27 protein-coding genes are annotated in these 23,597 nt (G+C 53.3%); 19 read left to right on the top strand and 8 right to left on the bottom strand.

The annotated features are described in order from the left end of the window. Positions 1-63 precede the first annotated feature (63 nt). The 11 genes from rpmB to GCD22_RS15455 all read left to right on the top strand — a co-directional run bounded on the left by rpmB (position 64) and on the right by GCD22_RS15455 (position 8,684). On the top strand, positions 64-300 hold the full coding sequence (rpmB, locus tag GCD22_RS15505) for a 50S ribosomal protein L28 (protein WP_024892956.1): 237 nt from the start codon (positions 64-66) through the stop codon (positions 298-300). A gap of 11 nt (positions 301-311) precedes the next feature. Then, complete coding sequence (rpmG, locus tag GCD22_RS15500; protein WP_010637078.1) at positions 312-467, top strand: 50S ribosomal protein L33; 156 nt, start codon at positions 312-314, stop codon at positions 465-467. Between the two features lie 220 nt (positions 468-687). Continuing rightward, on the top strand, positions 688-1,713 hold the full coding sequence (gene hrcA / locus GCD22_RS15495) for a heat-inducible transcriptional repressor HrcA (protein WP_024892957.1): 1,026 nt from the start codon (positions 688-690) through the stop codon (positions 1,711-1,713). Positions 1,714-1,785: 72 nt separating this feature from the next. Beyond that, a complete protein-coding gene (locus tag GCD22_RS15490) occupies positions 1,786-2,310 on the top strand; it encodes a nucleotide exchange factor GrpE (RefSeq protein ID WP_031571279.1) in 525 nt (174 codons plus the stop codon). A 46-nt stretch (positions 2,311-2,356) separates the two neighbouring features. Then, the gene (gene dnaK, locus GCD22_RS15485; RefSeq protein ID WP_031571281.1) at positions 2,357-4,261 is read left to right on the top strand and encodes a molecular chaperone DnaK; all 1,905 of its coding nucleotides are present in this window, start codon (positions 2,357-2,359) and stop codon (positions 4,259-4,261) included. A 66-nt stretch (positions 4,262-4,327) separates the two neighbouring features. Continuing rightward, on the top strand, positions 4,328-5,473 hold the full coding sequence (dnaJ, locus tag GCD22_RS15480) for a molecular chaperone DnaJ (RefSeq protein ID WP_031571283.1): 1,146 nt from the start codon (positions 4,328-4,330) through the stop codon (positions 5,471-5,473). Further along, positions 5,473-6,309, top strand: coding sequence for a 4-hydroxy-tetrahydrodipicolinate reductase (gene dapB, locus GCD22_RS15475; protein WP_031571285.1), 837 nt, complete (start codon positions 5,473-5,475; stop codon positions 6,307-6,309). Before dnaJ ends, dapB begins: the two co-directional genes overlap by 1 nt. Before the next feature lie 35 nt (positions 6,310-6,344). Beyond that, positions 6,345-6,659: an antibiotic biosynthesis monooxygenase family protein gene (locus GCD22_RS15470; protein ID WP_010637090.1), complete on the top strand. Its 315-nt coding sequence runs from the start codon at positions 6,345-6,347 to the stop codon at positions 6,657-6,659. Between the two features lie 82 nt (positions 6,660-6,741). Beyond that, complete coding sequence (gene apbC / locus GCD22_RS15465; protein ID WP_031571287.1) at positions 6,742-7,818, top strand: iron-sulfur cluster carrier protein ApbC; 1,077 nt, start codon at positions 6,742-6,744, stop codon at positions 7,816-7,818. A 1-nt stretch (position 7,819) separates the two neighbouring features. Beyond that, positions 7,820-8,386: a dCTP deaminase gene (dcd, locus tag GCD22_RS15460; protein WP_010637093.1), complete on the top strand. Its 567-nt coding sequence runs from the start codon at positions 7,820-7,822 to the stop codon at positions 8,384-8,386. Between the two features lie 76 nt (positions 8,387-8,462). After that, entirely contained in the window at positions 8,463-8,684 is a 222-nt protein-coding gene (locus GCD22_RS15455) for a hypothetical protein (protein WP_031571290.1), read from the top strand. Between the two features lie 26 nt (positions 8,685-8,710). Here the strand turns inward: GCD22_RS15455 and GCD22_RS15450 are convergent, their stop codons facing one another. From GCD22_RS15450 to GCD22_RS15435, 4 genes are read right to left on the bottom strand one after another with little or no spacing between them, the layout of a single operon-like run. Then, positions 8,711-9,358 carry a molybdopterin-dependent oxidoreductase gene (locus GCD22_RS15450; RefSeq protein ID WP_031571292.1) on the bottom strand — a complete coding sequence of 216 codons (648 nt, stop codon included), beginning with the start codon at positions 9,356-9,358 and terminating at the stop codon, positions 8,711-8,713. Positions 9,359-9,363: 5 nt separating this feature from the next. Beyond that, the gene (locus GCD22_RS15445; RefSeq protein WP_031571294.1) at positions 9,364-9,972 is read right to left on the bottom strand and encodes a hypothetical protein; all 609 of its coding nucleotides are present in this window, start codon (positions 9,970-9,972) and stop codon (positions 9,364-9,366) included. 20 nt (positions 9,973-9,992) lie between these two features. Next, the gene (locus GCD22_RS15440) at positions 9,993-11,666 is read right to left on the bottom strand and encodes a cryptochrome/photolyase family protein (RefSeq protein WP_051690532.1); all 1,674 of its coding nucleotides are present in this window, start codon (positions 11,664-11,666) and stop codon (positions 9,993-9,995) included. Continuing rightward, complete coding sequence (locus tag GCD22_RS15435; RefSeq protein ID WP_080707771.1) at positions 11,590-11,757, bottom strand: DUF2256 domain-containing protein; 168 nt, start codon at positions 11,755-11,757, stop codon at positions 11,590-11,592. Before GCD22_RS15435 ends, GCD22_RS15440 begins: the two co-directional genes overlap by 77 nt. A gap of 280 nt (positions 11,758-12,037) precedes the next feature. On the opposite strand from GCD22_RS15435, the gene GCD22_RS15430 reads away from it, so the two are divergent. The 6 genes from GCD22_RS15430 to GCD22_RS15405 are packed head-to-tail and all read left to right on the top strand — an operon-like array spanning position 12,038 to position 17,709. After that, complete coding sequence (locus GCD22_RS15430) at positions 12,038-13,357, top strand: NAD(P)/FAD-dependent oxidoreductase (protein ID WP_035210178.1); 1,320 nt, start codon at positions 12,038-12,040, stop codon at positions 13,355-13,357. After that, entirely contained in the window at positions 13,333-14,100 is a 768-nt protein-coding gene (locus tag GCD22_RS15425) for a DUF1365 domain-containing protein (RefSeq protein ID WP_081577593.1), read from the top strand. Before GCD22_RS15430 ends, GCD22_RS15425 begins: the two co-directional genes overlap by 25 nt. After that, positions 14,097-15,314 (top strand): SAM-dependent methyltransferase, encoded by a 1,218-nt coding sequence (locus GCD22_RS15420; protein ID WP_051690533.1) that lies wholly within the window; start codon positions 14,097-14,099, stop codon positions 15,312-15,314. The genes GCD22_RS15425 and GCD22_RS15420 overlap by 4 nt, the downstream gene beginning before the upstream one ends. Then, positions 15,307-15,843, top strand: coding sequence for a chalcone isomerase family protein (locus GCD22_RS15415; RefSeq protein ID WP_024894761.1), 537 nt, complete (start codon positions 15,307-15,309; stop codon positions 15,841-15,843). Before GCD22_RS15420 ends, GCD22_RS15415 begins: the two co-directional genes overlap by 8 nt. Beyond that, on the top strand, positions 15,836-17,122 hold the full coding sequence (locus tag GCD22_RS15410; protein WP_031571305.1) for an MFS transporter: 1,287 nt from the start codon (positions 15,836-15,838) through the stop codon (positions 17,120-17,122). Before GCD22_RS15415 ends, GCD22_RS15410 begins: the two co-directional genes overlap by 8 nt. Continuing rightward, positions 17,119-17,709 carry a DUF3833 domain-containing protein gene (locus GCD22_RS15405; protein ID WP_031571307.1) on the top strand — a complete coding sequence of 197 codons (591 nt, stop codon included), beginning with the start codon at positions 17,119-17,121 and terminating at the stop codon, positions 17,707-17,709. The genes GCD22_RS15410 and GCD22_RS15405 overlap by 4 nt, the downstream gene beginning before the upstream one ends. Positions 17,710-17,711: 2 nt before the next feature. Here GCD22_RS15405 and GCD22_RS15400 read toward each other — a convergent pair whose 3' ends face one another. From GCD22_RS15400 to GCD22_RS15385, 4 genes are all read right to left on the bottom strand, one after another. Then, positions 17,712-19,088, bottom strand: coding sequence for an APC family permease (locus tag GCD22_RS15400; RefSeq protein WP_031571309.1), 1,377 nt, complete (start codon positions 19,086-19,088; stop codon positions 17,712-17,714). Positions 19,089-19,161: 73 nt separating this feature from the next. Beyond that, complete coding sequence (locus GCD22_RS15395) at positions 19,162-20,472, bottom strand: AMP-binding protein (protein WP_051690534.1); 1,311 nt, start codon at positions 20,470-20,472, stop codon at positions 19,162-19,164. A 2-nt stretch (positions 20,473-20,474) separates the two neighbouring features. Further along, on the bottom strand, positions 20,475-20,789 hold the full coding sequence (locus tag GCD22_RS15390; RefSeq protein ID WP_031571313.1) for a hypothetical protein: 315 nt from the start codon (positions 20,787-20,789) through the stop codon (positions 20,475-20,477). Beyond that, complete coding sequence (locus GCD22_RS15385) at positions 20,789-21,193, bottom strand: PAS domain-containing protein (protein WP_024894767.1); 405 nt, start codon at positions 21,191-21,193, stop codon at positions 20,789-20,791. The genes GCD22_RS15390 and GCD22_RS15385 overlap by 1 nt, the downstream gene beginning before the upstream one ends. Positions 21,194-21,422: 229 nt before the next feature. Here GCD22_RS15385 and GCD22_RS15380 point away from each other — a divergent pair, with 229 nt between their 5' ends. Further along, positions 21,423-22,334 (top strand): MerR family transcriptional regulator, encoded by a 912-nt coding sequence (locus GCD22_RS15380; protein ID WP_031571316.1) that lies wholly within the window; start codon positions 21,423-21,425, stop codon positions 22,332-22,334. A gap of 101 nt (positions 22,335-22,435) precedes the next feature. Then, entirely contained in the window at positions 22,436-23,491 is a 1,056-nt protein-coding gene (locus GCD22_RS15375; protein ID WP_010642931.1) for a CoB--CoM heterodisulfide reductase iron-sulfur subunit A family protein, read from the top strand. Positions 23,492-23,597 lie beyond the last annotated feature (106 nt).

Raw genomic sequence — 23,597 nt, 5'->3', positions numbered from 1 at the left:
GATGCTGGCAGTCACTGCTGATCCATGGTATAAAGGGCGCCATTTTTCAGGGAGATTTATCTGATGTCCAGAGTTTGCAAGGTGACCGGCAAAAAGCCTATGGCCGGAAACAATGTTTCGCACGCCCACAACAAGACCCGTCGGCGTTTTCTGCCCAATCTCCAGTATCATCGTTTCTGGGTAGAAAGTGAAAATCGTTGGGTGCGTATGCGGGTGAGCACCAAGGGTATTCGTACCATCGACAAAAAAGGTATTGATGCGGTTCTGGCTGAACTGCGTGCTGCCGGCGAAAAAATCTGAGGATTTAACTGATGCGCGACAAAATCAAATTGGTTTCCACGGCCGGTACCGGTCATTTCTACACCACGACCAAAAACAAGAAGACCACACCGGACAAGCTGGAAATGAAAAAGTACGATCCCAAAGTCCGTAAGCACGTGGCTTACCGGGAAGACAAAATCAAGTAATTTTCTGTGCCTCCCTGCGGTCTGCCCTGAATCTTCAGGAGAGGCCGGTTGGTTCTTTGCTCAACCATCATTATTTTGCTAAGTTATTAGCACTCCTGATGGTTGAGTGCCAAGGACCCCATTCCAATCATATGTGCATCGTCCACAATTTCTTGTTCTCCGGATATTCATGCGGCCTGGCAACAGCACAGGATAATCTCGTCTGTTGGGGACAAATCTGATGGCTATGGATGAACGTGCGCGGCACCTGCTCAAATCCCTCATCGAGCAGCATATAGCCAATGGTGTACCGGTCGGCAGTCGCCAGTTGGCCAAGGGCGCCGGTCTCAATATCAGTCCTGCTACGGTCCGTAATGTCATGGCGGATCTTGAAGATGAAGGTTATCTGATTTCCCCCCATACTTCTGCCGGACGCATTCCTACCCATGTTGGTTACCGCTTTTTTGTGGATGCGCTGCTGCGGGTGGTGCCGCTGTCCCCTGAGTCCCATCAACTGCTGATTCATCGGTTGGGGCACTACATTCCGGATACCGAGCAGGTGCTCCATGCGGCCACGGAGGTGCTTTCGGAATTGACCCACATGGCGGGGTTTGTCCGTGTGCCCCGACGTGCCAATCGAACGTTGCGCCATGTGGATTTTCTGGCACTGCGCGAAAAGGAAGTGCTGGCCATTTTTGTGACCGATAAGGGCGATGTCGAAAACCGCCTGATTCGCACCGAACACGCCCTCAGTGCCGCTGAACTCAATCAGGCGGCCAATTTCTTCAATGAAAGTTATGGTGGTCGCCCCTTGCAGGAAGTCATCCAGCATTTGCAGCGCGATCTGCAGCAATCCCGTCACGAAATGGACCGCATATTGCGCAGTGCCATGGAGCTGGGTGAGGAAATGCTGGAAGAAGATCAGCAGCGCATGCTTATTGAAGGGGAGTTTCAATTGCTGGACCTGCCGGAACTGGCCGGTAGTGAACGTCTGCGCGAGTTACTCAATGCGGTGCGGCAGAAGCGTGACCTGGTCCATCTTCTGGATGGCAGCATGCGCGGCAGTGAAGTGCGCCTCTTCATTGGTGAGGAATCGGGCTTTGCGCCCTTGAGCGATTGCAGTGTCGTTTCAGCGCCGTACGTGGTGGATGGCGAGGTGCTGGGCGTGCTCGGCGTGATTGGACCCATGCGTATGCCCTATCAACAGATTATTCCCCTGGTGGATGGCACCGCCCATTTACTGGGGCGGGCCTTGTCACAATCTTGAGTGGCTTGGCTTGAAATGCCGCCGGGTCCTCCCCATATGGAGGACATCCAAACGATCAGGAGTGAATTGCGCATGAGTGAAGAAGAAAAACCCGTAGCGTCGCCAGAAGACACCGATACACCAGCCGCATCCGAGGCGGAAGAAGTCAATTGGGAGGAAAAGGCGGAAGCCTATCGCAATGATTATCTGCGGGCCTTGGCCGATGCCGAAAACCAGCGCAAGCGCTCGGAAAAGCAGATTGAAGATGCTCGTAATTATGCCGTAGACCGCTTTGCCCGGGAATTGCTGCCGGTTATCGACAGTCTCGAACTGGCCCTGGCGACGCCCCTGGAAGGCGATGAAGCGCTCACGCAGTTTCGCCAGGGTATTGAAAATACGCTGACTCTGTTTGCTCAGGCCTTGGGAAAAGCGGGTATCGCCCCCATAGAAATGGGCGAAGGGCGTTTTGATCCGCATCTGCATCAGGCGATTGCCATGGTGGAATCGGAAGGAGATGCAAACCGGATTCTTGCGGTGCATCAGAAAGGTTATCTCATGCATGACCGTCTGCTGCGTCCCGCCATGGTTTCGGTGTCCAAGGCACCCAAAACTGCGTAATCATTGTTGATATAAACACAAATTTTTTAATTCAGGAGAACATATAATGGCTAAGGTAATTGGCATCGATTTGGGCACCACCAATTCTTGCGTCGCCGTCATGGAAGGCGACAAGGTCAAGGTCATTGAAAACAGTGAGGGCAAGCGGACGACGCCTTCCATTGTCGCGATCACTGAAGAGGGCGAGGTGTTGGTTGGCGAAGCGGCAAAACGTCAGGCAGTCACCAATCCCGAAAACACTATTTATGAAGTGAAGCGTCTGATTGGTCGTAAATACGACGATGCCGAAGTTCAGAAAGATCTGAAGCACGTTCCCTATAAGGTGGTGAAGGCTGAGAACGGCGATGCCTGGGTGGAAGTGCGCGATAAAAAATATTCCGCGCAACAGGTATCGGCCTTCATTTTGCAGAAAATGAAAAAGACGGCGGAAGATTATCTCGGTGAAACGGTCAGTGAGGCTGTCATTACCGTCCCTGCCTACTTCAACGATGCCCAACGTCAGGCTACCAAGGATGCGGGTCGAATTGCCGGTCTGGAAGTGAAGCGTATCATCAATGAGCCTACCGCAGCGGCCCTGGCTTTTGGTGAAGACAAAAAGCCCGGCGACAGCAAAATTGCGGTGTACGATCTTGGCGGTGGGACGTTTGACGTATCCATCATCGAAATTGCCGAAATGGACGGTGAACACCAGTTTGAAGTGCTGTCTACCAATGGGGATACTTTCCTGGGTGGTGGTGACTTCGACAATCGTATCATCAATTATCTGGCGGATTCTTTCAAAGCCGAAGCCGGTATCGACCTGCGCAGTGACCGTCTGGCCATGCAGCGTCTGAAGGAAGCGGCGGAAAAAGCCAAAATCGAGCTTTCTTCGGCGCAGCAGACTGATGTCAACCTGCCTTTCATCACCGCCGACCAGAGTGGTCCCAAGCATCTGAACATGAAGTTGACCCGGGCCAAGCTGGAATCTCTGGTGGAAGACATTATTGACCGCAGTATGGCCCCCTGCCGGGTTGCCATGAAGGACGCCAACCTGTCCACCAGTCAGGTGACTGATGTGATTCTGGTGGGTGGTCAGAGCCGGATGCCCAAGGTTCAGGAAAAGGTCAAAGACTTTTTTGGTCAGGATCCGCGCAAGGACGTGAATCCTGATGAGGCGGTGGCCATTGGTGCGGCCATTCAGGGTGCAGTGCTGTCTGGCGACAAAAAGGACGTGCTGCTCATGGACGTCACCCCCCTGTCTCTGGGCATCGAAACCCTGGGCGGCGTAATGACCAAGCTGATCGAAAAAAACACGACCATCCCGACCCGCAAGTCCCAGGTGTTTTCTACGGCAGAAGACAACCAGTCGGCAGTGACCGTGCATGTTTTGCAGGGTGAGCGTGAACTGGCCCGGGATAACAAATCCCTGGCCCGTTTTGATCTTGCCGATATTGCTCCGGCGCCACGGGGTATGCCGCAGATTGAAGTGACTTTTGATATTGATGCCAACGGTATCCTCCATGTGTCGGCCAAGGACAACCAGACCGGCAAGGAGCAGTCTATCAAGATCACCGCAGGTTCCGGCCTTTCCGAGGAAGAAATCAAGCGGATGGTCGCCGAAGCTGAAGCGCACGCAGCCGATGACAAGAAGGCGCGGGCATTGATTGAAGCCCGTAACGAAGCGGATGCCAGCATTCACGGCGCACGCAAGGCGCTGACTGAACAGGCATCGGCACCGGAAGCGGACAAGGCTAAGGTCACTGAAGCCATTACGGCGACGGAAAATGCTGCCAAGGGTGAAGACCCGGAAGCTATCAAGAGCGCCGTGGCGACCTTGATGGCGGCCATGTCCACGCTGCTGCAAAGTGCGGCAGGCAGTCAGGCGGAGCCCGGCGCAACTGCTCAGGGTGAAGGGCAAGCCAAGGCGGATGATGTGGTCGACGCGGAGTTTGAAGAAGTCGATAAAAAGTAATTCAGACTTTGGTGATAAGGGGGCAGGATCTGGTATCCTGTCCCCTTGCCTGTTTCAGGATAAAAAATGGCTACACGCGATTATTACGAAATTTTGGAAATTACCCGCAGCGCCGACGATGGGGAAATCAAAAAATCCTACCGTCGTCTGGCGATGCGCTATCATCCGGACCGCAATCCCGATGATCCCAGTGCGGAAGACCGCTTCAAGGAAATCAACGAAGCCTATGAGGTATTGTCCGACGCTTCCAAGCGTCAGGCTTATGACCGCTTCGGGCACGCCGGGGTGCAGGGTGGTTCTGGTCCCGGCGGTGGTTTTGGTGGCGGCTTCGGAGGTTTTGGAGGCGGCAGTGCTGGCTTTGGCGATATTTTCGGGGATCTTTTTGAACAGGCTTTTGGTGGCGGTGTGCGTGGCCAGGATTCCGGGCGCGGCTCGGATTTGCGTTATGAGCTGGATCTGACGCTGGAAGAAGCGGCACTGGGTAAGCAGGTCACTATTCAGATTCCCAGTTCCGCACCTTGTGAGGTTTGTCATGGTACCGGGGCAAAACCGGGCAGTAAGGTAGAAGATTGCAGTACCTGTGCGGGGCGCGGTCAGGTGCGGATGGTTCAGGGTTTTTTCTCGGTGACACGTCCCTGTCCGCAATGTAATGGCAGCGGCAAAACTATCAAGGATCCCTGCAGCAATTGTCAGGGGCACGGCAGGGTCCGCAAAACCCGTGATCTCGAAGTCAAAGTGCCGGCCGGAGTAGATACGGGCGACCGCATCCGTCTGAATGGTGAAGGGGAAGCTGGGGAACGCGGCGCAGCGGCGGGTGATCTGTACATTCAGGTGCGGGTCCAGCCGCACAGCTTGTTCGAGCGCGATGGAGATGATCTGCATTGTGCTGTTCCGGTGACTTTCACGACCATGGCCATGGGGGGCGAACTGGAAGTGCCCACTTTGACGGGTCGGGCCAAAATCCAGATTGCGCCGGGAACCCAGTCCGGCATGGTGTTCCGCCTGCGCGGTAAGGGTATCAAGGGGGTGCGCAGCAAGCTGCATGGTGACTTGCATTGTCGCCTGCAGGTGGAAGTGCCCGTGCATCTGTCGGCCCGACAAAAAGAACTGCTGGAAGAATTTGCCAGCACTGCCGCAGATCAGAGTCAGCATCCCCAGCAGGAAAGCTGGTGGAACAAGGCCAAAGACTTTCTGGACCGGATGGGGCTCTGATGAACCAGCCAACCCGCGTCGCTATAACCGCAGTCTCGGGACGTATGGGCCGGGCGCTGATCCAGGCTTTGGAGGGGCGCGATGACCTGCAGCTGAGCGCAGCCATTGGTCGTGCAGGTGCCGAATATCTGACGCAAGACGCCGGCCGTCTTGCTGGGGTTATGCCACTGGGCGTGCCGGTCACGGCAGATTTGCGTGCGGTGTTGGCGCAGGACAAGGCCGTGGATGTGGTCGTTGAATTCGGTCCGGTAGCCGCCGCGCTGGACCATGTGCTGGCTTGTCAGAGAACGAACACGCCCATCGTCATTGGTACGACGGGGTTTTCTTCCGAACAGCAAAATGTGCTGAAAACCGCCAGCCGGGATATTCCCCTGCTGTTGGCCCCCAATATGAGTGTTGGCATCAATGTGTTGCTGGCTTATCTTCCGGCTATCACCAAGGCGCTGGGGGAAAGTTACGATGTGGAAATTGTCGAGGCCCACCATCGTCACAAGGTGGACGCGCCATCCGGAACCGCGCTGGCTTTGGGGCGCGCCGTTGCCAAGGGACGCGGTGTCGATCTCAAGGACGTGGAGTGCCTTGATCGTAATACCATCCGGGGGCCACGCCAGGAAGGCAGTATTGGCTTTGCCACTTTGCGTGCTGCTGACGTGGTGGGTGAACATACGGTATGGCTGGCGGGCGCGGGCGAGCGACTGGAATTGACCCATCGTGCCGCCAGCCGTCTGAATTTTGCCGAGGGCGCACTGCGGGCGGCGCACTGGTTGGCGGTACAAAGCCCCGGATTTTACGATATGCAGGACGTTCTGGGTTTGAAGCAGGGGCCGGTCCTGTAATTTTCCCTGCACTTAAGTAACGAGGAGCAGCTATCATGCAATATGTTGTCGCGAATCGGGTACCTGTAAAGGCCGAATATCGGGCCGAGTTTGAGGCACGTTTTCAAAAACGCGCGGGAGAAGTGGATAAGCAGCCGGGATTTGTGCGCATGGAGGTTTTGCGTCCGGTCAATGATGACGGCGTTTATGTCGTGCTGACGCACTGGGCTGATCAGGCAGCGTTCGAGGCCTGGATGAAAAGTGACGATTTCAAGGCGGCCCATACCAATCCGCTGCCCAAGGAAGCCTTTGGTGAAGGGGGCGGTCTGGAGCGTCACGAAGTCGTGATCAGTGCAGAGACCGCACCTTGATCCACTGCCGCGAAAAAACAGATTTTTGCGGATACACCACTTAATATGACGGCAGCTTTGGATGCCGGAGATGAGGACGAGCATGGCAGAATTGACGCGGGAACAAGTAGAGCAGTCATTGCAGGCAATGGAAGACCCTTATCTGGGTAAAACCCTCGCAAAAGCCGGCGTACTCAAAAGTGTGGACGGTAACCAGGTCAAACTGGAATTACCCTATCCCAGCGCTGGTGTAGCTATCAGTCTGAGTCAGGATGTGGCGCGGCAGATTCAAAATGACCACGGCCTGCAGGCGGATGTTTTGGTCAGTCATCGTATTGTCACCCATCAGGTCCAGCGCGGCGTCAAGCTCATGGAAGGCGTGCGAAATATTATTGCGGTAGCGTCGGGCAAGGGTGGCGTGGGCAAGTCAACCACATCAGTAAATCTGGCGCTGGCGCTGGCCAAGGAAGGTGCCCGGGTAGGAATTCTGGATGCCGATATTTACGGTCCCAGCCAGCCGCGCATGCTGGGTATTTCCGGTAAACCCACCAGCAAAGATGGAAAAAAGATGGAACCCATGGAGGGGCATGGCCTTAAAGCCATGTCTATCGGTTTCCTGATTGACGAAGAAACCCCCATGGTCTGGCGCGGGCCTATGGTCATGCAGGCGCTGGAGCAGCTGCTCTCGGATACCCGCTGGGGAGAACTGGATTATCTGGTCATCGATCTGCCACCGGGTACGGGCGATACCCAGTTGACCCTGGCGCAGAAAGTGCCGGTTTCCGGGGCGGTCATTGTCACCACGCCCCAGGATATTGCCTTGCTGGATGCTCGCAAGGGTCTGAAAATGTTTGAGAAAGTCGGGGTTCCAATCCTCGGGATCATCGAGAACATGAGTTTTTATATTTGTCCCAAATGTGGCAATGAGGACGATATTTTCGGACATGGCGGCGGTGCCAGCATGGCCGAGCAGGATGGCGTGGAATTTCTGGGTGCCATCCCCCTGGACCGCAGCATTCGCAGCGAAGCTGATAATGGAGCGCCCACGGTGGTGGCGCAACCCGATTCGCGTCTGGCCAAAATCTACATCGAACTGGCGCGTCATGTGGCCGGGCGGGTGGCCAATCAGGCCGTGGATCATAGCCACAAATTCCCCAATATTGTCGTGCAGAATCGCTAAAATGAGTATCAAATCCGATCGCTGGATTCGGCACATGGCAGAAAATGAGGGGATGATCGAGCCCTTTTCCCCCCGTCAGGTGCGCCATGTAGAGGGCAGTCCCATCATTTCCTACGGCTTGTCGTCATATGGTTATGATATTCGCTGCGCCGGTGAATTTAAGGTATTTACCAATGTGCGCAGTGCCATCGTCGATCCCAAAAATTTCAGCGAAGATTCTTTTGTGGATTTCAGTGGGGATACCTGCGTTATTCCACCCAATTCATTTGCCTTGGCGCGTACCCTGGAATATTTCCGGATTCCCCGCAATGTGCTCACCATTTGTCTGGGTAAAAGTACCTACGCGCGTTGCGGTATTATTGTGAATGTCACGCCCTTTGAGCCGGAGTGGGAAGGCTATGTGACCCTGGAATTTTCCAATACCACGCCGTTGCCGGCCAAAATATACGCCAATGAAGGTGTCGCCCAGGTACTTTTTCTTGAGTCTGATGAGGTCTGCGAAGTGTCCTATGCGGATCGGCGTGGTAAATATCAGGGCCAAAGTGGTGTGACTCTTCCCAAGGCTTGAGTGGTTCTGTAAGCGGAAAAATCAGTCCTGGCAGATGTTAATTTAAATAACCGTGGATTCATTTGAGGGTGTTGTCATGCGCAAAACAGCATTGGTCATACTCAGTATCATCGGCATTTTTCTGATGCTTTCAGGCCTGTTGTTTTTTCTGCAGGGCACCGGAATATTTCCCTACCCGAAAAGCAGTTTCATGATCAATGAAACCATCTGGATTATCCGTGGAGCTATTTTATTTGTGGTCGGGTTGATTGTTCTGTTGATTGGCCGCCGTTTCCGGCGACCAGTTAAATTCCGCTAAATGGCAGAGAAATCAACGTTTCCGGTTTACAGCAGGTCCATGAAGCTGAAACCCTTCTTGATGTAGGCATTGTTGGCATAACCGTCCTTCTCCCAGGTGCCCTGTGGGCGGGTGCTGTCCAGCACAATCTTGTTGACCCATTTGACACTTTTGTAGCCGTACATTTGCGGGACCAGCAGACGCAGCGGATATCCGCCTTTTCGCAGCAGCGGCTGTCCGGAAATGTGCGTGGCGAGAATGACTCCGGGGGCGCGAGCCTGATCCATGGAAAGACTGTCTACGTAGACGCCATCGGCGCTGTAAAAAGCGACATAGCGGGCGCTTGCCTGAGGTTGTATCTGCTCCAGAAAATGCGACAGGGCAATACCCTGCCAGTGAACATTGTTGACAATCCAGCCGGTTACGCAGTGAAAGGTTTCGATTTCCCGATCCTTGCTGAGTTGATATAACTCGGGAAGGGTGAAAATTTGAGGTTTGTTGATGAGTCCCGCAGTCTCAAGACGATAGGTATCGGGATTGATTTTGGGATAAAACCCGGCATAAGTGTAATACTCCGGAAAAACCGGGATTTTGGTATCCGCCCAAGCCAGGGCAGGATATGCCAGACTACCTGCTCCAGTCGCCAAAATCAGGTCACCCGCTGCGCGTAGGAATTCTCGACGATTGATTGACATGACTTTTATCCTCTTTTCCAGACGGCGAATATACGCCAAAGGGCGTCGCCGCGCAGTGCATGATAAGTGGCCATGACAACATGGCCTATCCAGAAATAGGCTAACAGGGGGGTACCCAGGCGCATTAGCGTAAGTCCAATTTGTGCGCCTCCGCTCAGATGCAGGTCTCCACGCAGAACGAGCCAGCCAAGAAAACCCCCAAAGGTCACGATGCTGACTCCGATGAAAAAAATGGCTTGCCAGAGGCTGGATAAACCCGGCCTGACCCCATGACTGGGTAATTTTCCGCGAAATAGCCGGGCAAGGTCATGACCTACGGCTTGAGGGGTGCGCCAGGAAAACCAGGTACCCAAAAGATGACGTCCCCAGGGTGTGAGTAAATACACCAACCAGGTAAGAACCAGCCAGCCGGTCAGAATCAGCCCGGCAAGTACATGCAGCGGGAACCAGGTGAAATTGGCAAACCACAAGGCGGCCAGGCTGTTCCATAACTCAAAGGTAACACTCAGCACCAGTCCCAGATGCAAAATCTTGGCATAAACAGGATATTCCACCAGGTTTTCAGGCGCCTGAGCGGAGAATACGCTGCCGGGAATATGAATGATTTCTGCCATGTCTTGCCTCGCTTGTAGACTTATTCCAGATTACGTGAAATTTCGGGTTCCGGATGCATTATATTCACCTCGAATGCGTGACCATCTTCCAGGTTTTTGCGTATCACCTGAGCCTGGGCGCGAATCGCCGCAAGACGGTCATCGGACATGCGTTCCAGATGCTTCCATTGCAGGGCGGTACGCGGATGCTGACGGAAACGTTCCTGGTGCGTCTGCAGAAAATCCCAGTACAGCACCGTAAAGGGGCAGGCTTTTGCGCCGCTAGCCAATTTGGGTTCATACGGGCAGCGCTGACAATGCCCGCCCATTTTCTGCAGATAATTACCACTGGCGACATAGGGCTTGGATGCCATCCAGCCGCCATCTGCATACTGGGACATGCCGATGACATTGGGCAGCTCCACCCACTCCACGGCATCCACGTAAATGGCCAGAAACCAGCGATGAATGGCTTGCGGTTCGACACCCAGCAGCAACGCAAACAGACCGGTAATCATCAGTCTTTCAATATGGTGAGCATAACCATGCTCCAGAGTGCGCGCGATGGTGTCCTGCAGGCAGGACAGGTCGGTTTTTGCCGTCCAGTAGAATTCCGGCAAGGGCTGATGGGCCTGGAGGATATTCTGCTGCAGCCATTGGGGCATGTGCAGCCAATAGAGGCCGTGTATGTATTCGCGCCAGCCCAAAATTTGCCGGATAAATCCTTCTGCAGAGGCGATGGAAACTTTACCAGCCCGGAAATTTTCTTCCACCGCCTGAATGACCGTTATGGCACGGATCAGGCCGAGATTCAGCGCTGCAGACAGCCGGGAATGATAAAGCCAGACCTGTCCTGGCCAGAAAGCATCCTGCAGGGGGCCAAATTGTGCAAGACGACTATCCAGAAAATCCTGAAGCGCAGCTTGGGCCTGTTGGGAAGTCACCGGCCAGTCAAAGTGTTGCAGGTTACCCGGGTGTTCGGCGAATTGTGTTTCGACCAGGGCCATGACTTCCCGGGTGATGGCATCCGGAGTAAAACTCAAAGGTTCCGGAATCCAGCCGGGACCCTGAGAACCGGGACGCTGACGGTTTTCCGGATCAAAATTCCAGCGCCCGCCAACCGGCTGATCATTATCCATGAGTATCCCGGTTTTTTGCCGGGCGTGGCGGTACCAGAACTCGAGACGCATCTGGCGACGATTTTCTGCCCACTGGCCAAATTCCGGGACTGAAAACAGAAAATTAAGATTACGCCGTTCTTGCCAGGGAATCTGCCTACTTTCTGCGCAGTGACGAATGGTTTCGCGCAGCTGCCAGGTGCCGGGACGCAGGCTGATGATTTGCCGGGGCTGCCAGCGTAGTAGAGCCGCTTCCAGGGCCTGACTCATGCTCTGATAGGGGTGCGTGCCAAAGGTCAGATACTCCAAAGGAAAGCGACGTTGCCGCAAGGCTGCAGCATGATGACGCATGGCACTCAGGAACAGGGCAATGCGGGCCTTATGCGACCAGACTATGCTGGACTCTTCGGGCACTTCGGCCATCCAGCACAGATCCTGATCCGGATCGAAGCCTTCCAGGGCCAGGCTGTCCGGATCCAGATGGTCACCGAGAATCACTACCAGATGACGAACAGTCCTTTCAGTCTGAGACATGGGGCTGGTTTCCGGAGTGATGCCGATTTTTTCGACAGGCGGCTGAACAATAACGTACTTCATCCCAACAGCGCTTCCAGCGTTTACGCCAGGTAAAGGGGCGCTGGCAGACCACACAGATTTTTTCTTCCTGATGACGTTGTAGGGGTTTCATGGCTTATACAAAATTAGAAATTGTATAGTACAATAAGACTAACAAGGCTTCGGCGCAATGCGCAAGGTGTCTGAACCTGCATCCACTGACGAAGTATTTGCGTAATAGCTGATAAGGCCACTTTGCCAGGGTGTTGCGGTTGTGCTGTGGGGATTTGAGCGTACCGAGGCATTGCAGGTTCTGGATCATTCGAACCGACATAGGATGTTTGGGGAGCTTTGCGTTATCCTATACTAAGTGAGTACTTGTACAATACATTTAAAAACAATAAAGGAGATTTATGCGAGTTGCCATCATTGGTGCAGGTATTTCCGGGCTGGGGGCCGCCTGGATATTGCGGAAAACGCATAGCGTGAGTGTTTTCGAGGCGGCGGACTACCCCGGCGGTCATACTCACACCGTGGATGTCAGCCTGCAGGGCGTTTCAGCACCTGTAGATACCGGTTTTCTGGTGTTTAACGATCGAACCTACCCGAATTTGCTGGGGCTTTTCGCGGAACTGAATGTACCCTGGACCGCCAGTGACATGTCCCTCAGTGTGCGCCTTCCTGCCCTGAATCTGGAATGGTGCGGCTCCAGTCTGAGCACGCTTTTCGCCCAGAAGCGGAATATTTTGCGTCCGGCTTTTTGGGGAATGCTCAAGGATATTTTGCGCTTCAATCGCGAGGCGTTGGCCTGGTTAAACATAAGCGATGCTGACATCACCCTGGACGAGTTTCTGCGTCGGGGAGCCTACGGGGAGTGGTTCAAAACAGCCTATCTTCTTCCCATGGCGGCAGCCATCTGGTCTTGCCCGACCGCAACCATGCTGGCTTATCCGGCGCGTTCCATTTTGCAGTTTTACCGGAATCATGGACTGTTACAGATTTTTGATCGGCCACAATGGCGGACAGTTGTTGGTGGAGGCCGTGAATACGTCCAGCGCATCACTCGACAGCTCAGCGATGTCCGTCTGAATGCGCCGGTGGAAGCATTGCATCCGGCTCCGGAAGGCGGGGTCATGGTCCAGTTTGCCGGCAATCAGAAAGAACACTTTGATCAGGTCATTTGCGCCCTGCATGGCGATCAGGCCAGAAAGTTGCTGGGTGACCATTGGCCAGAACAAAGCGCGGCGCTGGCGCAGTGTCAATATCAGGACAATGAAGCCTACCTGCATTGGGATGAAAGTTTTCTTCCCAAGCATCGCAAAGCTTGGGCTGCCTGGAATTTTCATGAAGAAGGGGTTGCCGACGCCCGGCGTTCGGTGGCTGTCACCTATTTGATCAATCAGTTGCAACCTCTGCCCTTCAAGACGCCGGTTATGGTTACTTTGAACCCGCAGCGCGTACCGGATCCGCAAAAAACCTGGGCACAGTTTCATTATGCCCATCCGGTATTTGATCATGGGGCATTGGCTGGCCAGGAGGCCGTGCGTCGTCTGCAGGGTCGAGATGGCTTATGGTTTTGTGGTGCCTGGCTGGGCCATGGTTTTCATGAAGACGGTTTGCGCAGTGCCGTCGAAGTCGCCAACCACATGGGTATTCGCGCTACCTGGCAAAAGCAGGCAAGTCCTGCCACTGAACCCCGGATGGAAACATGGCCACAACAAGTTCTACGCTGAAGGGCGGGCTTCTGCTGGGCCGCGTCATGCATCGTCGCCTGCAGCCGTTGCGACGCGCATTTCATTACCGGACCTTCAGTATTTGCTTTGATCTGGATGATTTGTCGCTGCTGCAGAAAATTCTTTGCCGCTTCAGTCCCCTGCGTTTTCACGATCGTGATCATGGTGGCCGTGATGGTTCGCCACTTTCAGCCTGGATTCGCGACATTTTTGCCGAGCAGCAGATTGAAGTCAGCCGCTTTGTCCTGGTCACCTATCCCCGTCTTTGGGGATATGTTTTTAATCCGGTCAGTTTCTGGCTGGGCCTGGACGAAGCCGGCAGACTGCGCGGCGTGCTGGCTGAGGTGAACAACACTTTCGGCGAGCACCATAGTTATTTACTGGCGCACGCAGACCGGCGCGCTATCGGCAAGGGTGACTGGCTGGTTGCCAATAAGGCTTTTCATGTATCCCCGTTTTTACCGGTAGAAGGGCAGTATCGCTTTCGCTTTCATCTCGAAGATCAAGGATTTCAGGCAGATATTCATTATCTGGATGCGGATGGCGCGCCCTGTCTCATCACGCAAATTGCGGGGCAGCGCCGTGATCTGAATATTTCCAGCATCTGGCGGGCCGTTTTGCAGCAGCCTTTCATGACCTTCTCAGTCGTTTTTTTTATTCATTGGCAGGCCATCCGACTATGGCGTGCGCACATTCCTTTTCATAAAAAACCGGAGCCCCTCCAGCAGGAGATCAGTTTATGAGTACAGCGCTTGGTAACCAAAGAATTCCTATGTCAGGACTTCCCCGCTCTGCACAAAGCTTGCTGAAGATGCTGGAAGGCATGCATTGCGGACAATTGACGCTGAAAACCCCGGAAGGGGAAATTTTGCAGTTTCAGGGGGCAGAATCGGGTATTCAAGCCGAGTGGGTGGTGAATGACTGGCGAATTTTGTCGCTGCTGGCGCGGGATGGTGATATTGCTTTCGGGCGCGGTTACATGGAAGGCTTGTGGGAGAGCAGTGATCCGGTGGCATTGCTGCGTCTGGCTATTGCCAATCGTGCCATGGTCGAAAAATTCGTTGAGGGTTCATGGTTCCGGCGCTTGATATTCACCCTGCTGAACCGACTGTTGCGCGCCAATACCCGGCGCGGTAGCCGCAAGAATATTTCGTTTCACTACGACCTGGGCAATGAATTTTACCAGCTCTGGTTGGATTCGAGTATGACGTATTCCAGTGCCTTGTATGATGGTGACGATTCCCTGACGCTGACTGACGCCCAGGAAAGAAAATATGCACGGGCGCTCAGTGCCCTGAATTTGGCCCCTGGATCAAGACTTCTGGAAATAGGCTGTGGTTGGGGTGGATTTGCCGAATATGCAGCGCGTTGCGGGTTTTTTGTGCATGGTATTACCCTGTCAAAAGAGCAGTTGGCTTATGCGAAAGAGCGGCTTGAAAAACAGGGGCTCAGTCATTTAACGGAATTTTCCCTGATGGATTATCGGGATTTACAGGGTCGTTATGATGGAATTGTCTCCATCGAAATGCTCGAGGCGGTGGGTGCTGAATGGTGGTCCATTTATTTTCAGCAAATTCACCAGCTGCTGCGCAGAGGCGGACGGGCGCTGATCCAGAGTATTACCATCGCCGATGCGCGTTTTTCGGCCTATCAGAGAAGTTCTGATTTTATCCGTCATTATGTGTTTCCAGGCGGGATGCTCCCTTCTCCGGCCCGGCTGCAGGAAGAAATATCTACAGCCGGTTTGCAATTGCTCGAACGCAAAGATTTTGGTCAGGACTACGCCAGGACTTTGCGCATTTGGCGTCATCGTTTTGATATTCAGGAAGAGGCCGTTAAAAGCCTCGGTTATGACTCGGTATTCTGCAAAATGTGGCGCTTTTATCTGGTTTATTGCGAAGCCGGTTTTGCGGAAGGAGAAATTGATCTGACCCAGGTAACCCTGACTCATGGCTAAGCTGCTGACTATTTTCTGTTTGCTTTTGATGAGCCCGTTCGCCTGGTCTGCAGCGCCCAAGGTGCCATTGCCGGCAGCGGTAAAAACGGCGGCTCCGGATTTGCATTTGCTGGGTGCGGGACATCTGAACTGGCTTTTTTTCAGTGTTTATAACGCGGCGTTGTGGATCAGCGGCGATCAGTACACACCCACCCGGACTTTTGCCTTGGGCATTGACTATGAGCGCAGTTTCAGCAGCCACGAGCTGGTCAAGACTTCGCTCAAGGAAATGCGGCGACTGGATGATCTGGATGCCGCTCAGTTGGCAAAATATCGGACTGACCTCCAGCATGCATTCCCGGATGTGCAATCCGGTGATCAGATTGTCGGCTTGTGTATGCCCGGGAAATACACGGCATTTTATTATAATGGCGTGCTCCATAGCAAAATTGATGACCCGCAATTTTGTCCGGACTTTTTTGCCATCTGGTTGAGTCCCCATACCCAGGTACCGGGTTTACGCAAAAAGCTTTTGGACCTGCATGAATAAGCAGGACAGGCCCTCCCTGAAAATGCTCCTGCTTTACGCTCCGCTGGGAATGCCTTTGGCATTTGGTGCCTTGCCTGTATATCTGTTAATACCCCATTTATATGCCACGGATTTTGGGATGTCCCTGAGTTTGCTGGGGGTAATTTTGTTGGCAGTCCGCTTGCTGGATGCCGTGCAGGATCCCTTGATCGGGCTTTGGAGTGATCGCTGGGCAGAACAGCACCGGGGGCGGCGTCTGCTGATTCTTCTGGGTATTCCCGGAATGATTCTGGGTTTTTATCTACTGTTCAATCCGCTGGCAGGCATGATCTGGTTGAGTCTAAGCTTGTCTCTCATTGTTTTTTATATATTTTTCAGTGTCAGTAGTGTCAATTATCAGGCCTTGGGTGCAGAACTCTCCCATGACTACAATGGCCGGACCTGGCTGACGACCAGCCGCGAGGCTGGTGCATTAATTGGGGTGTTACTTGCAGCCGCATTACCCGACCTGTTGATGAAGCATTTTGGGCGTCATCATGGTCTGGAAATTTTTGCGGGTATTTTTGCGATGTTGCTCATTCTGGCCGTAATGCCTTTGCAAAGGCGCAGTATGCAGCGCCCGGTGGTCGGCGAGAAAACGCCGTGGTGGGCATTTTTTTCCGCGTTGCGACGTAAGTCATTACGGCACTTGCTGATTATTTATACCTTGTCGCAGTCTGCCAATGCCGTAGCTGGAACCCTGTTTTTCTTTTTTGTGGATGAAATTCTTGGTGCGCATCAATTGGCTCCCTTATTTCTACTGGCCTACTTTCTTTCGGGCGCATTGGGAATGCCTTTATGGTTGTGGTTATCCAGTCATTTCAGTAAGAGTCTGGCCTGGCGCCTTTCCATGTTCATTGCCACCCTGGCATTTTTCTGTGCTTTTTTTCTACGCAGCGGTGATGTCTGGGGCTACGCGCTGATTTGTGTATTTACCGGTTTGACTCTCGGGGCAGATCAGGCCCTGCCGCCCAGTCTTCTGGCAGATCACAGTGATCAGGACAGTCGCAGTCGACCGGGAAATTATTTCGGGTTGTTGAATTGGGTGGGCAAAGCCGCTACAGCCTTGGGCGCCGGTTTGATATTGCCACTTTTGCAAGCTCTCGGTTATTCCTCAGGGAAAGATCTTTGGGCCTTGTCTTTTTGTTATGCCGTGATTCCGGCGCTGACCAAAATCATCGCCATTATTTTGATGGGCTATTGGTCGGTAGAAGGTCGGGAGTTACGTTTTTCTGGTTCCATATCTGGGAGGGTATCATGAATACAGTACATAAAGTTTTGGGCTTGTCTTTGGTGATGGCGCTGGCTGGTTGTGCCACTCAGCCGCAGGAATACGCACAAAGCCATCCTAAATTTGATTTGAAGACGTTTTTTAATGGCCCCTTGATGGCCCAGGGCGTTTTTGAAAATCGTTCAGGTAAGGTCGTCAATCGTTTTGTGGTGCGCATGATGGGCTCCTGGCAGGGGAATCAGGGAACTCTGGTGGAAAACTTCACCTATTTTGATGCTGCCGGTAAAAAGACCTATCAACAGCGGGTCTGGCATCTTACTGAAACCAGTACACATCACTTTGTTGGCAGTGCTGAAGGTTCGGCCGGTGATGTCAAAAAGGCTTCTGGTGATGCCTTCGGATTTGCCCTGCACTGGTCCTACGATGTGCGTCAGCCGGTCGGTAAAAGCTTTTACAATCTGCACGCCAATGACTGGATGTACATGATCACTCCCGATACGGTCATAGATCACACTGACGTCACCTGGTATGGATTCCATGCCGGCAACATCTTTCTGGAGATGCATAAATTGCCGGATACGGCGGCTAATCGGGAAAAAGTCGCCGCAATTAAATAGTTTTATTCATCAACAAGTTCAACCAGTTGCTGCAATTTCTGGGGTTTGAAGCGGGCCCATAGCAAACCCCAGATAAATACCAATAGCACGAGTAGCACAAACAGCACCGTGGCAGCACCTTCTCCGCCGGCAGGTAAGGGCCATAAACTGACTTCCAGTACTTTGAGCAGCAGCGGCAGGGAAATGACGGCGATGATAAGGCTGAACCAGCGCCAGACATGTTTTTGTCGAAATAAATACAGAGGCGTAGCAATATTGGCGAGGCTGTAAATCAACAAAAAAGCCAATCCGGTAAATGTGCCAAAAGTCCCGACCACGGACAAAATGGAAAAATGGCCCACGCTCACCACCACTATACTGAACAGAACCAGCATAGCGAGGAGACCCAGGGCGCGGGTAGGGGTCCCATGCGAGGGGTGCCGGAAATGCAAATACTGACTGATGACTTGATGTCCCGCCATGCTGAATAAAATGCGGGAAATACTATTCAGGGTGGCGATGGTCGCTGAAAAAGCAGCAGTAGCCATGGCCAGATCCGAAAAAATGCCCAGCCAGGGCCTGCCAATAGCCTCGGCAATCCGGTTGAGAGGAGCAGGGCTGTTACCAATGGCGGTGGGGATGTGGGCAAAGGCCAGAATTTCAATGTAGGCCATAGCCACAAAAAACAAGCCGACCATCCCCACGGAAAAGAGCATGACCTTGGGAATAGCCGTGCGCGCAGCCCGGGTTTCCCCGGCAAGGTTTCCGGCTGTTTCAAAACCGCCGTAAGCCAACAGGGATAATATTAAAGCCTGGGTAAACGGGCCTTGCTGCATTTGCGTAAAATGCCACTGAGCCGGATCTCGCCAGCCAAAATGTCCCAGCGTAAATGCGGCAATCAACAAAATGCAGGCAATGGAAAAAATTTCCACCCAAAGTCCCCAGCGGGCGGAAATTTCAATGCCGCGCCGCGCCAGTCTCCAGGCAATCAGCAGGTATATAAAAGCAATAAGCGCAATCCAGCCGATGCCGTGAATGGGCCAGAAAAAGGCCAGGGCCTGCTCCAGAAACAGGCCTCCTAACAGGGGCGCAGCTGCCAGGGCACCAAAGTATCCGGCAATCATGACAAAGCCCGCCAGCATCCCGGCTATGGGGTGCAAGGCTTTGCTCAGATAAAAAAACAATGAGCCCGGAGAAGGGAAATGCCGTGCCAAAATACCAATTTGCAGGGCGACCAGCATCATCAGGATGCCTATGACGCTATAGGCCAGCCAGGTAAAATTGCCACTGTGCACCGCCACCAGGGAAATGGTAACAGCGGGCATTGCCGAGGGGGTGATGTTGGCGACCGCATGGCCCCAAATTTCACTGGGGCTGACGGACTTGGAGCTGGGGTGCATAAATCGGGATACTCATTATTCTGACTGTAGTGAAAAATTATAAGGGGATGGCCCTATGAAAGCGATGAGAGCGTTAGTCCGGCCAGTGTGAATACAGCCAGCGCCGACTGGGCTTGCCCTGAGGCACTGGCGCATCGTCCCAGAACCGTGCCGCTGGAATGCACAGCAGATAGGGCTCTTGCCATTGTTTGCGCAATGTAGAGACCCTCTCGCCGGGTACTTTTGCAACGGCGGTCAGGTGCCGTGCTCCTGGCGCGCCAAGGATAATGCTTTCGGCCTCTGGATACTGGTCCGTCAACCGGGCTTCCTCCGCTTCAGGACGGATGCTGTGGCCATTTGCCAGACTGAATCCCCCATCTTCACGGCCGCGCCAAAACAAGCAGCCGTCAGGATCCTGGCTGACTTCATCGCCACTGTTGATCCAGCCCTGATCATCCTGAATGCTTTGCCAACCCGACGCGGACAGGCGGGCATCAGCTTGCCCGGGTGAATGATAATGGAGGGTTTCGCCACGCAACGCATATTCCACCAGGGAATGTCCCAGGATAAATGGCTGAAACTCTCCGGGAGGTCCCAGCGTGATTCCCGGCCCGGCCTCGCTTTGTCCATAACCCACCCGCAGCGCAGTGCCCTGGAGTTGATTGGCAAGGACTTTACCAATGGGGGCTCCGCCAATGATGCCACTCTGTAAGCTATGCAAGAATTTTGGGGTAAGCAGGCGTGCTATGCGCGGAACCGTCAAGAGATGGGTACAGTCCCGGGGGGGATGGCGAGCGCGCTGTGCTTCTACCTGAATAACACTACCTGCCATGCAGGCAGGCAGTAATTCCAACACACCCGCAAAGGCATGGGCCCAGGGTAGGGTGTTCCAGAGCAGGCTATCGGCGCTGAGTTGCAGTGCCGGTAAATGGGTGGCAACCTGCCAATCTAACGCTGCAAAGCTGAGTCGGTAAGCATTTCCGGCTCCCATACTGCCCGAGCTCCACAAAATCAGGGCCGCATCCTGATCGTCATGGATGCCACCTTCCTGGACTTCTTCCTGAACACGATCTGATGAGTAATGTACCCATAGTGCGGGCTGGAGCAGTTGCAGGCGGCGCTGGATTTCCAATGGGTGCAAGGCAGGGACGGGGCAGAATATCCAGTCACCCATCCAGCAGGCCAGCATATAGGCCAAATAAGCGGGACTGTTGGGCAGGCAGACTGCAATTCTGCTTCCGGGGATGATTTTGGCGCGGCGCCAGCGGGTTTTGATACGGGCGGCTCTGGCCCAGAGCGACTGTCCCGGCCAGGCATGGGTATTACCATTCCGGTGCCAATCCAGTGCAAAACCCTGATGCAGACCTTCTGCCAGTTGATGCAGAAATTTATGGCGACCTGACAAGTTCAGGACACCAGATCCAAATTCATTTGCCTTAACAACAAGTGCAGCTGGTTACGAAAATCTTCGGGAATGTCACTTTCAATGTGCTGGATTTCCCGGTCAACCATTTGTAAAAGCGCAATTTGCTGCTCGTTCAGGAAATGACCGCCATCCTGCTGAAAGGCGTTGTTCAGCATTTGCCACAGGCTGTTCAGACAGACCAGGTAAAGTTGCCGTTGTTCCTGATGTATTTCGGGCAGATCTATCAGCGCTTGCAGCAGTTCATCGGCATACGCCAGAAACTGGGTAATGACTTGGTTTTCCGCAGGAATCTGCATCAGCCCAGATCCTCGTACAACTGAATAATGCGATCAATAAAAATAAAAAAAAGCGGACTTTTACGCATATCGTAAAACATGTGCACATGGGCAGAGATAGGGCGGATACGATAGGTGAACGTATAGTAAAAATGCGCGTCCAGAGACCCCTCCTGAATACCCTGGCGGAATCTTCCACGAAACAGGCGGCTGGCTGTGCAGGGTGCGACTTCCGTAAAAAAGTTGCGGCCCAGTACTTCGGTCACGCTCAAACCGCTGAGCCGCGCCTCTGCTGCGTTAAAAATTTTTACCTGAGCGTGACTGTCCAGAGCAATGATGCCAAAACTCTGCCGGTCAGCCATTTGCGCATTGATCTGGTCGGGGTTGTTCAGGATGGCATCTGCAACAAAATTGTGGGCTAACATTCACGTTCCTTGGACAAAGACACAATAACAGGCAGAACAGATTCTGTGCCATGATGTTGTCAGGCAGCGGGGTAACCGCCAGAATCCTCTCAACTCATGGGCTTTCCTGATCATTTATGGGACGATACATCCAGTCAATGTGTGCAGGAACCTGAGTGACAATGATAAAATAGATTGCTGTTCAGGGTCCATATGTCAATAAGGCGTCATATACAAAAAGGGAACGGTTGTGGATATCAGCACGGATGAAACAGAAGTATCGCAATTTCCAATCAGTGTGGTTGAGCAGGAAACCGGTATTTCAAAAGAGTTACTGCGCATGTGGGAACGGCGATACGCCTTTCCGGTGCCGGGTCGGGATGCGGCAGGTAACCGTCTGTATAGTCGTGCGCAGATTGAGCGGTTGCACCGGATTAATCAATTACTGGCAGCAGGGTATCGGCCGGGTGCTGTGGTGGGTGCCGATGCGCAGAAAATCGACAACCTGGTGGCTGAAATTCCTGCGCAGCACTCTGTACCCCGCGAAGATCCTGTCGTGCTGGCAGAAGCGCTCAATATGCTGGCCTCCGATCGTCCCGAGCAGTTGCGTAGTTACATGCGCCGCCAGCTGCAGCAGGAAGGACTCCCCCGCTTTGTGCTGCAGGTCGCCGCGCCTTTGCTGCAGCGCGTCGCTCGCGCCCGAATGATAGGTGAAATAAAGGCTTATCGGGAGGGCTGCCTTCAGGAACTGCTGATGGAATGTCTTTACGTCGCGACCAGTCAGTTACCGGGTGGTGAAACCCGTCTGCGGGTTTTGCTGGCGAGTTTTCCCGGAGAAGGCCGCACGCTGGAATTGCAGATGACCCGTGCCTTGCTGATGGGTGAGGGCGTGGATGTTTTGTTCATTGGTTCGGAGCCCGAAGTGGATGATTTGATTGCGGCGGCAGAAGCCTGTCATGTGCAGGTGATTCATCTGGCGGTATCGGCAGCTTCAGTCAATGCGCAGAATCGCCAGCTATTACATGACTTGCAACAACGCATGCCTGCAGGAGTTAGCTTATGGTTGGGGGGTAGTGGTTGCCAGGAGCTGGGAGCTGCAAAGGATGAACCCTGTTTTGTGCGCTTGCAGGATATGTTGAAAGCCATTCGCGAATGGGCCTGAACATCCCTTAGAAGTGACTAACATTTGTTTACTACAAATGATTGACAAAGTCGTGGGCGTGGTCTAAATTTCAATCGTTGATTGAATTCCAGGAGCGTGTCATGGCAAACACCGATTCAGTACTGGTAGTAGGAGCGGGTCCCGCAGGTCTTTCAGCAGCAGCAACCATTGCCTCCATGGGTAAAAAAGCCGTCATCGTCGAGAAAGAAGATGTTCTGGGTGGAGCCCCCATCATTTCCGGTTATGCGCGTCTGGTCCCCTCGGGTGAATGGGCTAAGGACGCCATCGGTCGTATGGTAAGTCGAGTCACCGGCAACAAAGATGTGGCGATTCATACTTCAACAAAAGTAACCCGATTTGAAGGTGAAGCAGGCAATTTTACGGCGACTTTGAGTTCCGGTGAGAAAGTAGATGCGGGTGCGGTGGTTCTGGCCACCGGTTTTACGCATTTTGACTCTATAAATAAACCTGAATGGGGGTTCGGCACCTATGAGGACGTGCTGACCACAACCCAGATGGAACAGATGGTCGCAACCGGACAAATTCGTTGTCCCTCGGATGGAAGAGTTCCGGAGCGGGTCGCGATATTGTTGTGCGTAGGTTCTCGCGACCGCCAGATCGGTAGAGAGTGGTGTTCCAAGATCTGCTGCACGGTGTCGACTAATCTAGCTATGGAAATCAAGGAGATGTCACCGACCACCGATGTGTTCATCTATTACATGGACATCCGTACCTTCGGTCTTTACGAGGACAAGTTCTACTGGAAAAGCCAGGAAGAATTCAAAACCAAGTTCGTCAAGGCTCGTATTGCCGAAGTAACGAAATCTCCGGATGGACGCTTACTGGTCAAAGGCGAAGATACCCTGGTTAAACGTCCTATTGTTATTCCCATGGACATGGTAGTGCACGCTATTGGCATGGATCCTAATGCACTGAATCCTGAAATTGCCAAAGTGTTTGGTATCGGTCTTGAGAAGCACGGCTTTATTGATCGCGCCGAGCAATATACCAACACGCAAGGAACAACCCGCAGGGGCATTTACGTTTGTGGCGCAGCTACAGGTCCTGAAACCATTGATGATTCAATGGCACAAGGCCAGTCTGCGGGTGCCCGGGCGGTAGCTGATTTGTATCAATTACTGGCGGCCTCTGCCTGATTTTCCTTTATTTTTGAGTTTTCTCCAGTTGTGAATTCTGGTGGCCTTGAGGGATGCTATGCATCCCTCTTTTTTGCTGTATAAAGATGTTTAAACAGTATTCACA

Origin of the sequence: Acidithiobacillus thiooxidans ATCC 19377, from assembly GCF_009662475.1 — a bacterium.
GTDB classification, from domain to species: domain Bacteria; phylum Pseudomonadota; class Gammaproteobacteria; order Acidithiobacillales; family Acidithiobacillaceae; genus Acidithiobacillus; species Acidithiobacillus thiooxidans.
Note: the sequence above shows the minus strand (reverse complement) of the source record. Positions and strands in the feature narration are given on the sequence as shown.

Excerpts from the sequence above, each read along its gene's own strand:
- rpmB (WP_024892956.1), top strand. The coding sequence starts at position 64 with ATGTCCAGAGTTTGCAAGGTGACCGGCAAAAAGCCTATGGCCGGAAAC.
- rpmG (WP_010637078.1), top strand. The coding sequence starts at position 312 with ATGCGCGACAAAATCAAATTGGTTTCCACGGCCGGTACCGGTCATTTC.
- hrcA (WP_024892957.1), top strand. The coding sequence starts at position 688 with ATGGCTATGGATGAACGTGCGCGGCACCTGCTCAAATCCCTCATCGAG.
- GCD22_RS15490 (WP_031571279.1), top strand. The coding sequence starts at position 1,786 with ATGAGTGAAGAAGAAAAACCCGTAGCGTCGCCAGAAGACACCGATACA.
- dnaK (WP_031571281.1), top strand. The coding sequence starts at position 2,357 with ATGGCTAAGGTAATTGGCATCGATTTGGGCACCACCAATTCTTGCGTC.
- dnaJ (WP_031571283.1), top strand. The coding sequence starts at position 4,328 with ATGGCTACACGCGATTATTACGAAATTTTGGAAATTACCCGCAGCGCC.
- dapB (WP_031571285.1), top strand. The coding sequence starts at position 5,473 with ATGAACCAGCCAACCCGCGTCGCTATAACCGCAGTCTCGGGACGTATG.
- GCD22_RS15470 (WP_010637090.1), top strand. The coding sequence starts at position 6,345 with ATGCAATATGTTGTCGCGAATCGGGTACCTGTAAAGGCCGAATATCGG.
- apbC (WP_031571287.1), top strand. The coding sequence starts at position 6,742 with ATGGCAGAATTGACGCGGGAACAAGTAGAGCAGTCATTGCAGGCAATG.
- dcd (WP_010637093.1), top strand. The coding sequence starts at position 7,820 with ATGAGTATCAAATCCGATCGCTGGATTCGGCACATGGCAGAAAATGAG.
- GCD22_RS15455 (WP_031571290.1), top strand. The coding sequence starts at position 8,463 with ATGCGCAAAACAGCATTGGTCATACTCAGTATCATCGGCATTTTTCTG.
- GCD22_RS15450 (WP_031571292.1), bottom strand. The coding sequence starts at position 9,358 with ATGTCAATCAATCGTCGAGAATTCCTACGCGCAGCGGGTGACCTGATT.
- GCD22_RS15445 (WP_031571294.1), bottom strand. The coding sequence starts at position 9,972 with ATGGCAGAAATCATTCATATTCCCGGCAGCGTATTCTCCGCTCAGGCG.
- GCD22_RS15440 (WP_051690532.1), bottom strand. The coding sequence starts at position 11,666 with ATGAAGTACGTTATTGTTCAGCCGCCTGTCGAAAAAATCGGCATCACT.
- GCD22_RS15435 (WP_080707771.1), bottom strand. The coding sequence starts at position 11,757 with ATGAAACCCCTACAACGTCATCAGGAAGAAAAAATCTGTGTGGTCTGC.
- GCD22_RS15430 (WP_035210178.1), top strand. The coding sequence starts at position 12,038 with ATGCGAGTTGCCATCATTGGTGCAGGTATTTCCGGGCTGGGGGCCGCC.
- GCD22_RS15425 (WP_081577593.1), top strand. The coding sequence starts at position 13,333 with ATGGCCACAACAAGTTCTACGCTGAAGGGCGGGCTTCTGCTGGGCCGC.
- GCD22_RS15420 (WP_051690533.1), top strand. The coding sequence starts at position 14,097 with ATGAGTACAGCGCTTGGTAACCAAAGAATTCCTATGTCAGGACTTCCC.
- GCD22_RS15415 (WP_024894761.1), top strand. The coding sequence starts at position 15,307 with ATGGCTAAGCTGCTGACTATTTTCTGTTTGCTTTTGATGAGCCCGTTC.
- GCD22_RS15410 (WP_031571305.1), top strand. The coding sequence starts at position 15,836 with ATGAATAAGCAGGACAGGCCCTCCCTGAAAATGCTCCTGCTTTACGCT.
- GCD22_RS15405 (WP_031571307.1), top strand. The coding sequence starts at position 17,119 with ATGAATACAGTACATAAAGTTTTGGGCTTGTCTTTGGTGATGGCGCTG.
- GCD22_RS15400 (WP_031571309.1), bottom strand. The coding sequence starts at position 19,088 with ATGCACCCCAGCTCCAAGTCCGTCAGCCCCAGTGAAATTTGGGGCCAT.
- GCD22_RS15390 (WP_031571313.1), bottom strand. The coding sequence starts at position 20,789 with ATGCAGATTCCTGCGGAAAACCAAGTCATTACCCAGTTTCTGGCGTAT.
- GCD22_RS15385 (WP_024894767.1), bottom strand. The coding sequence starts at position 21,193 with ATGTTAGCCCACAATTTTGTTGCAGATGCCATCCTGAACAACCCCGAC.
- GCD22_RS15375 (WP_010642931.1), top strand. The coding sequence starts at position 22,436 with ATGGCAAACACCGATTCAGTACTGGTAGTAGGAGCGGGTCCCGCAGGT.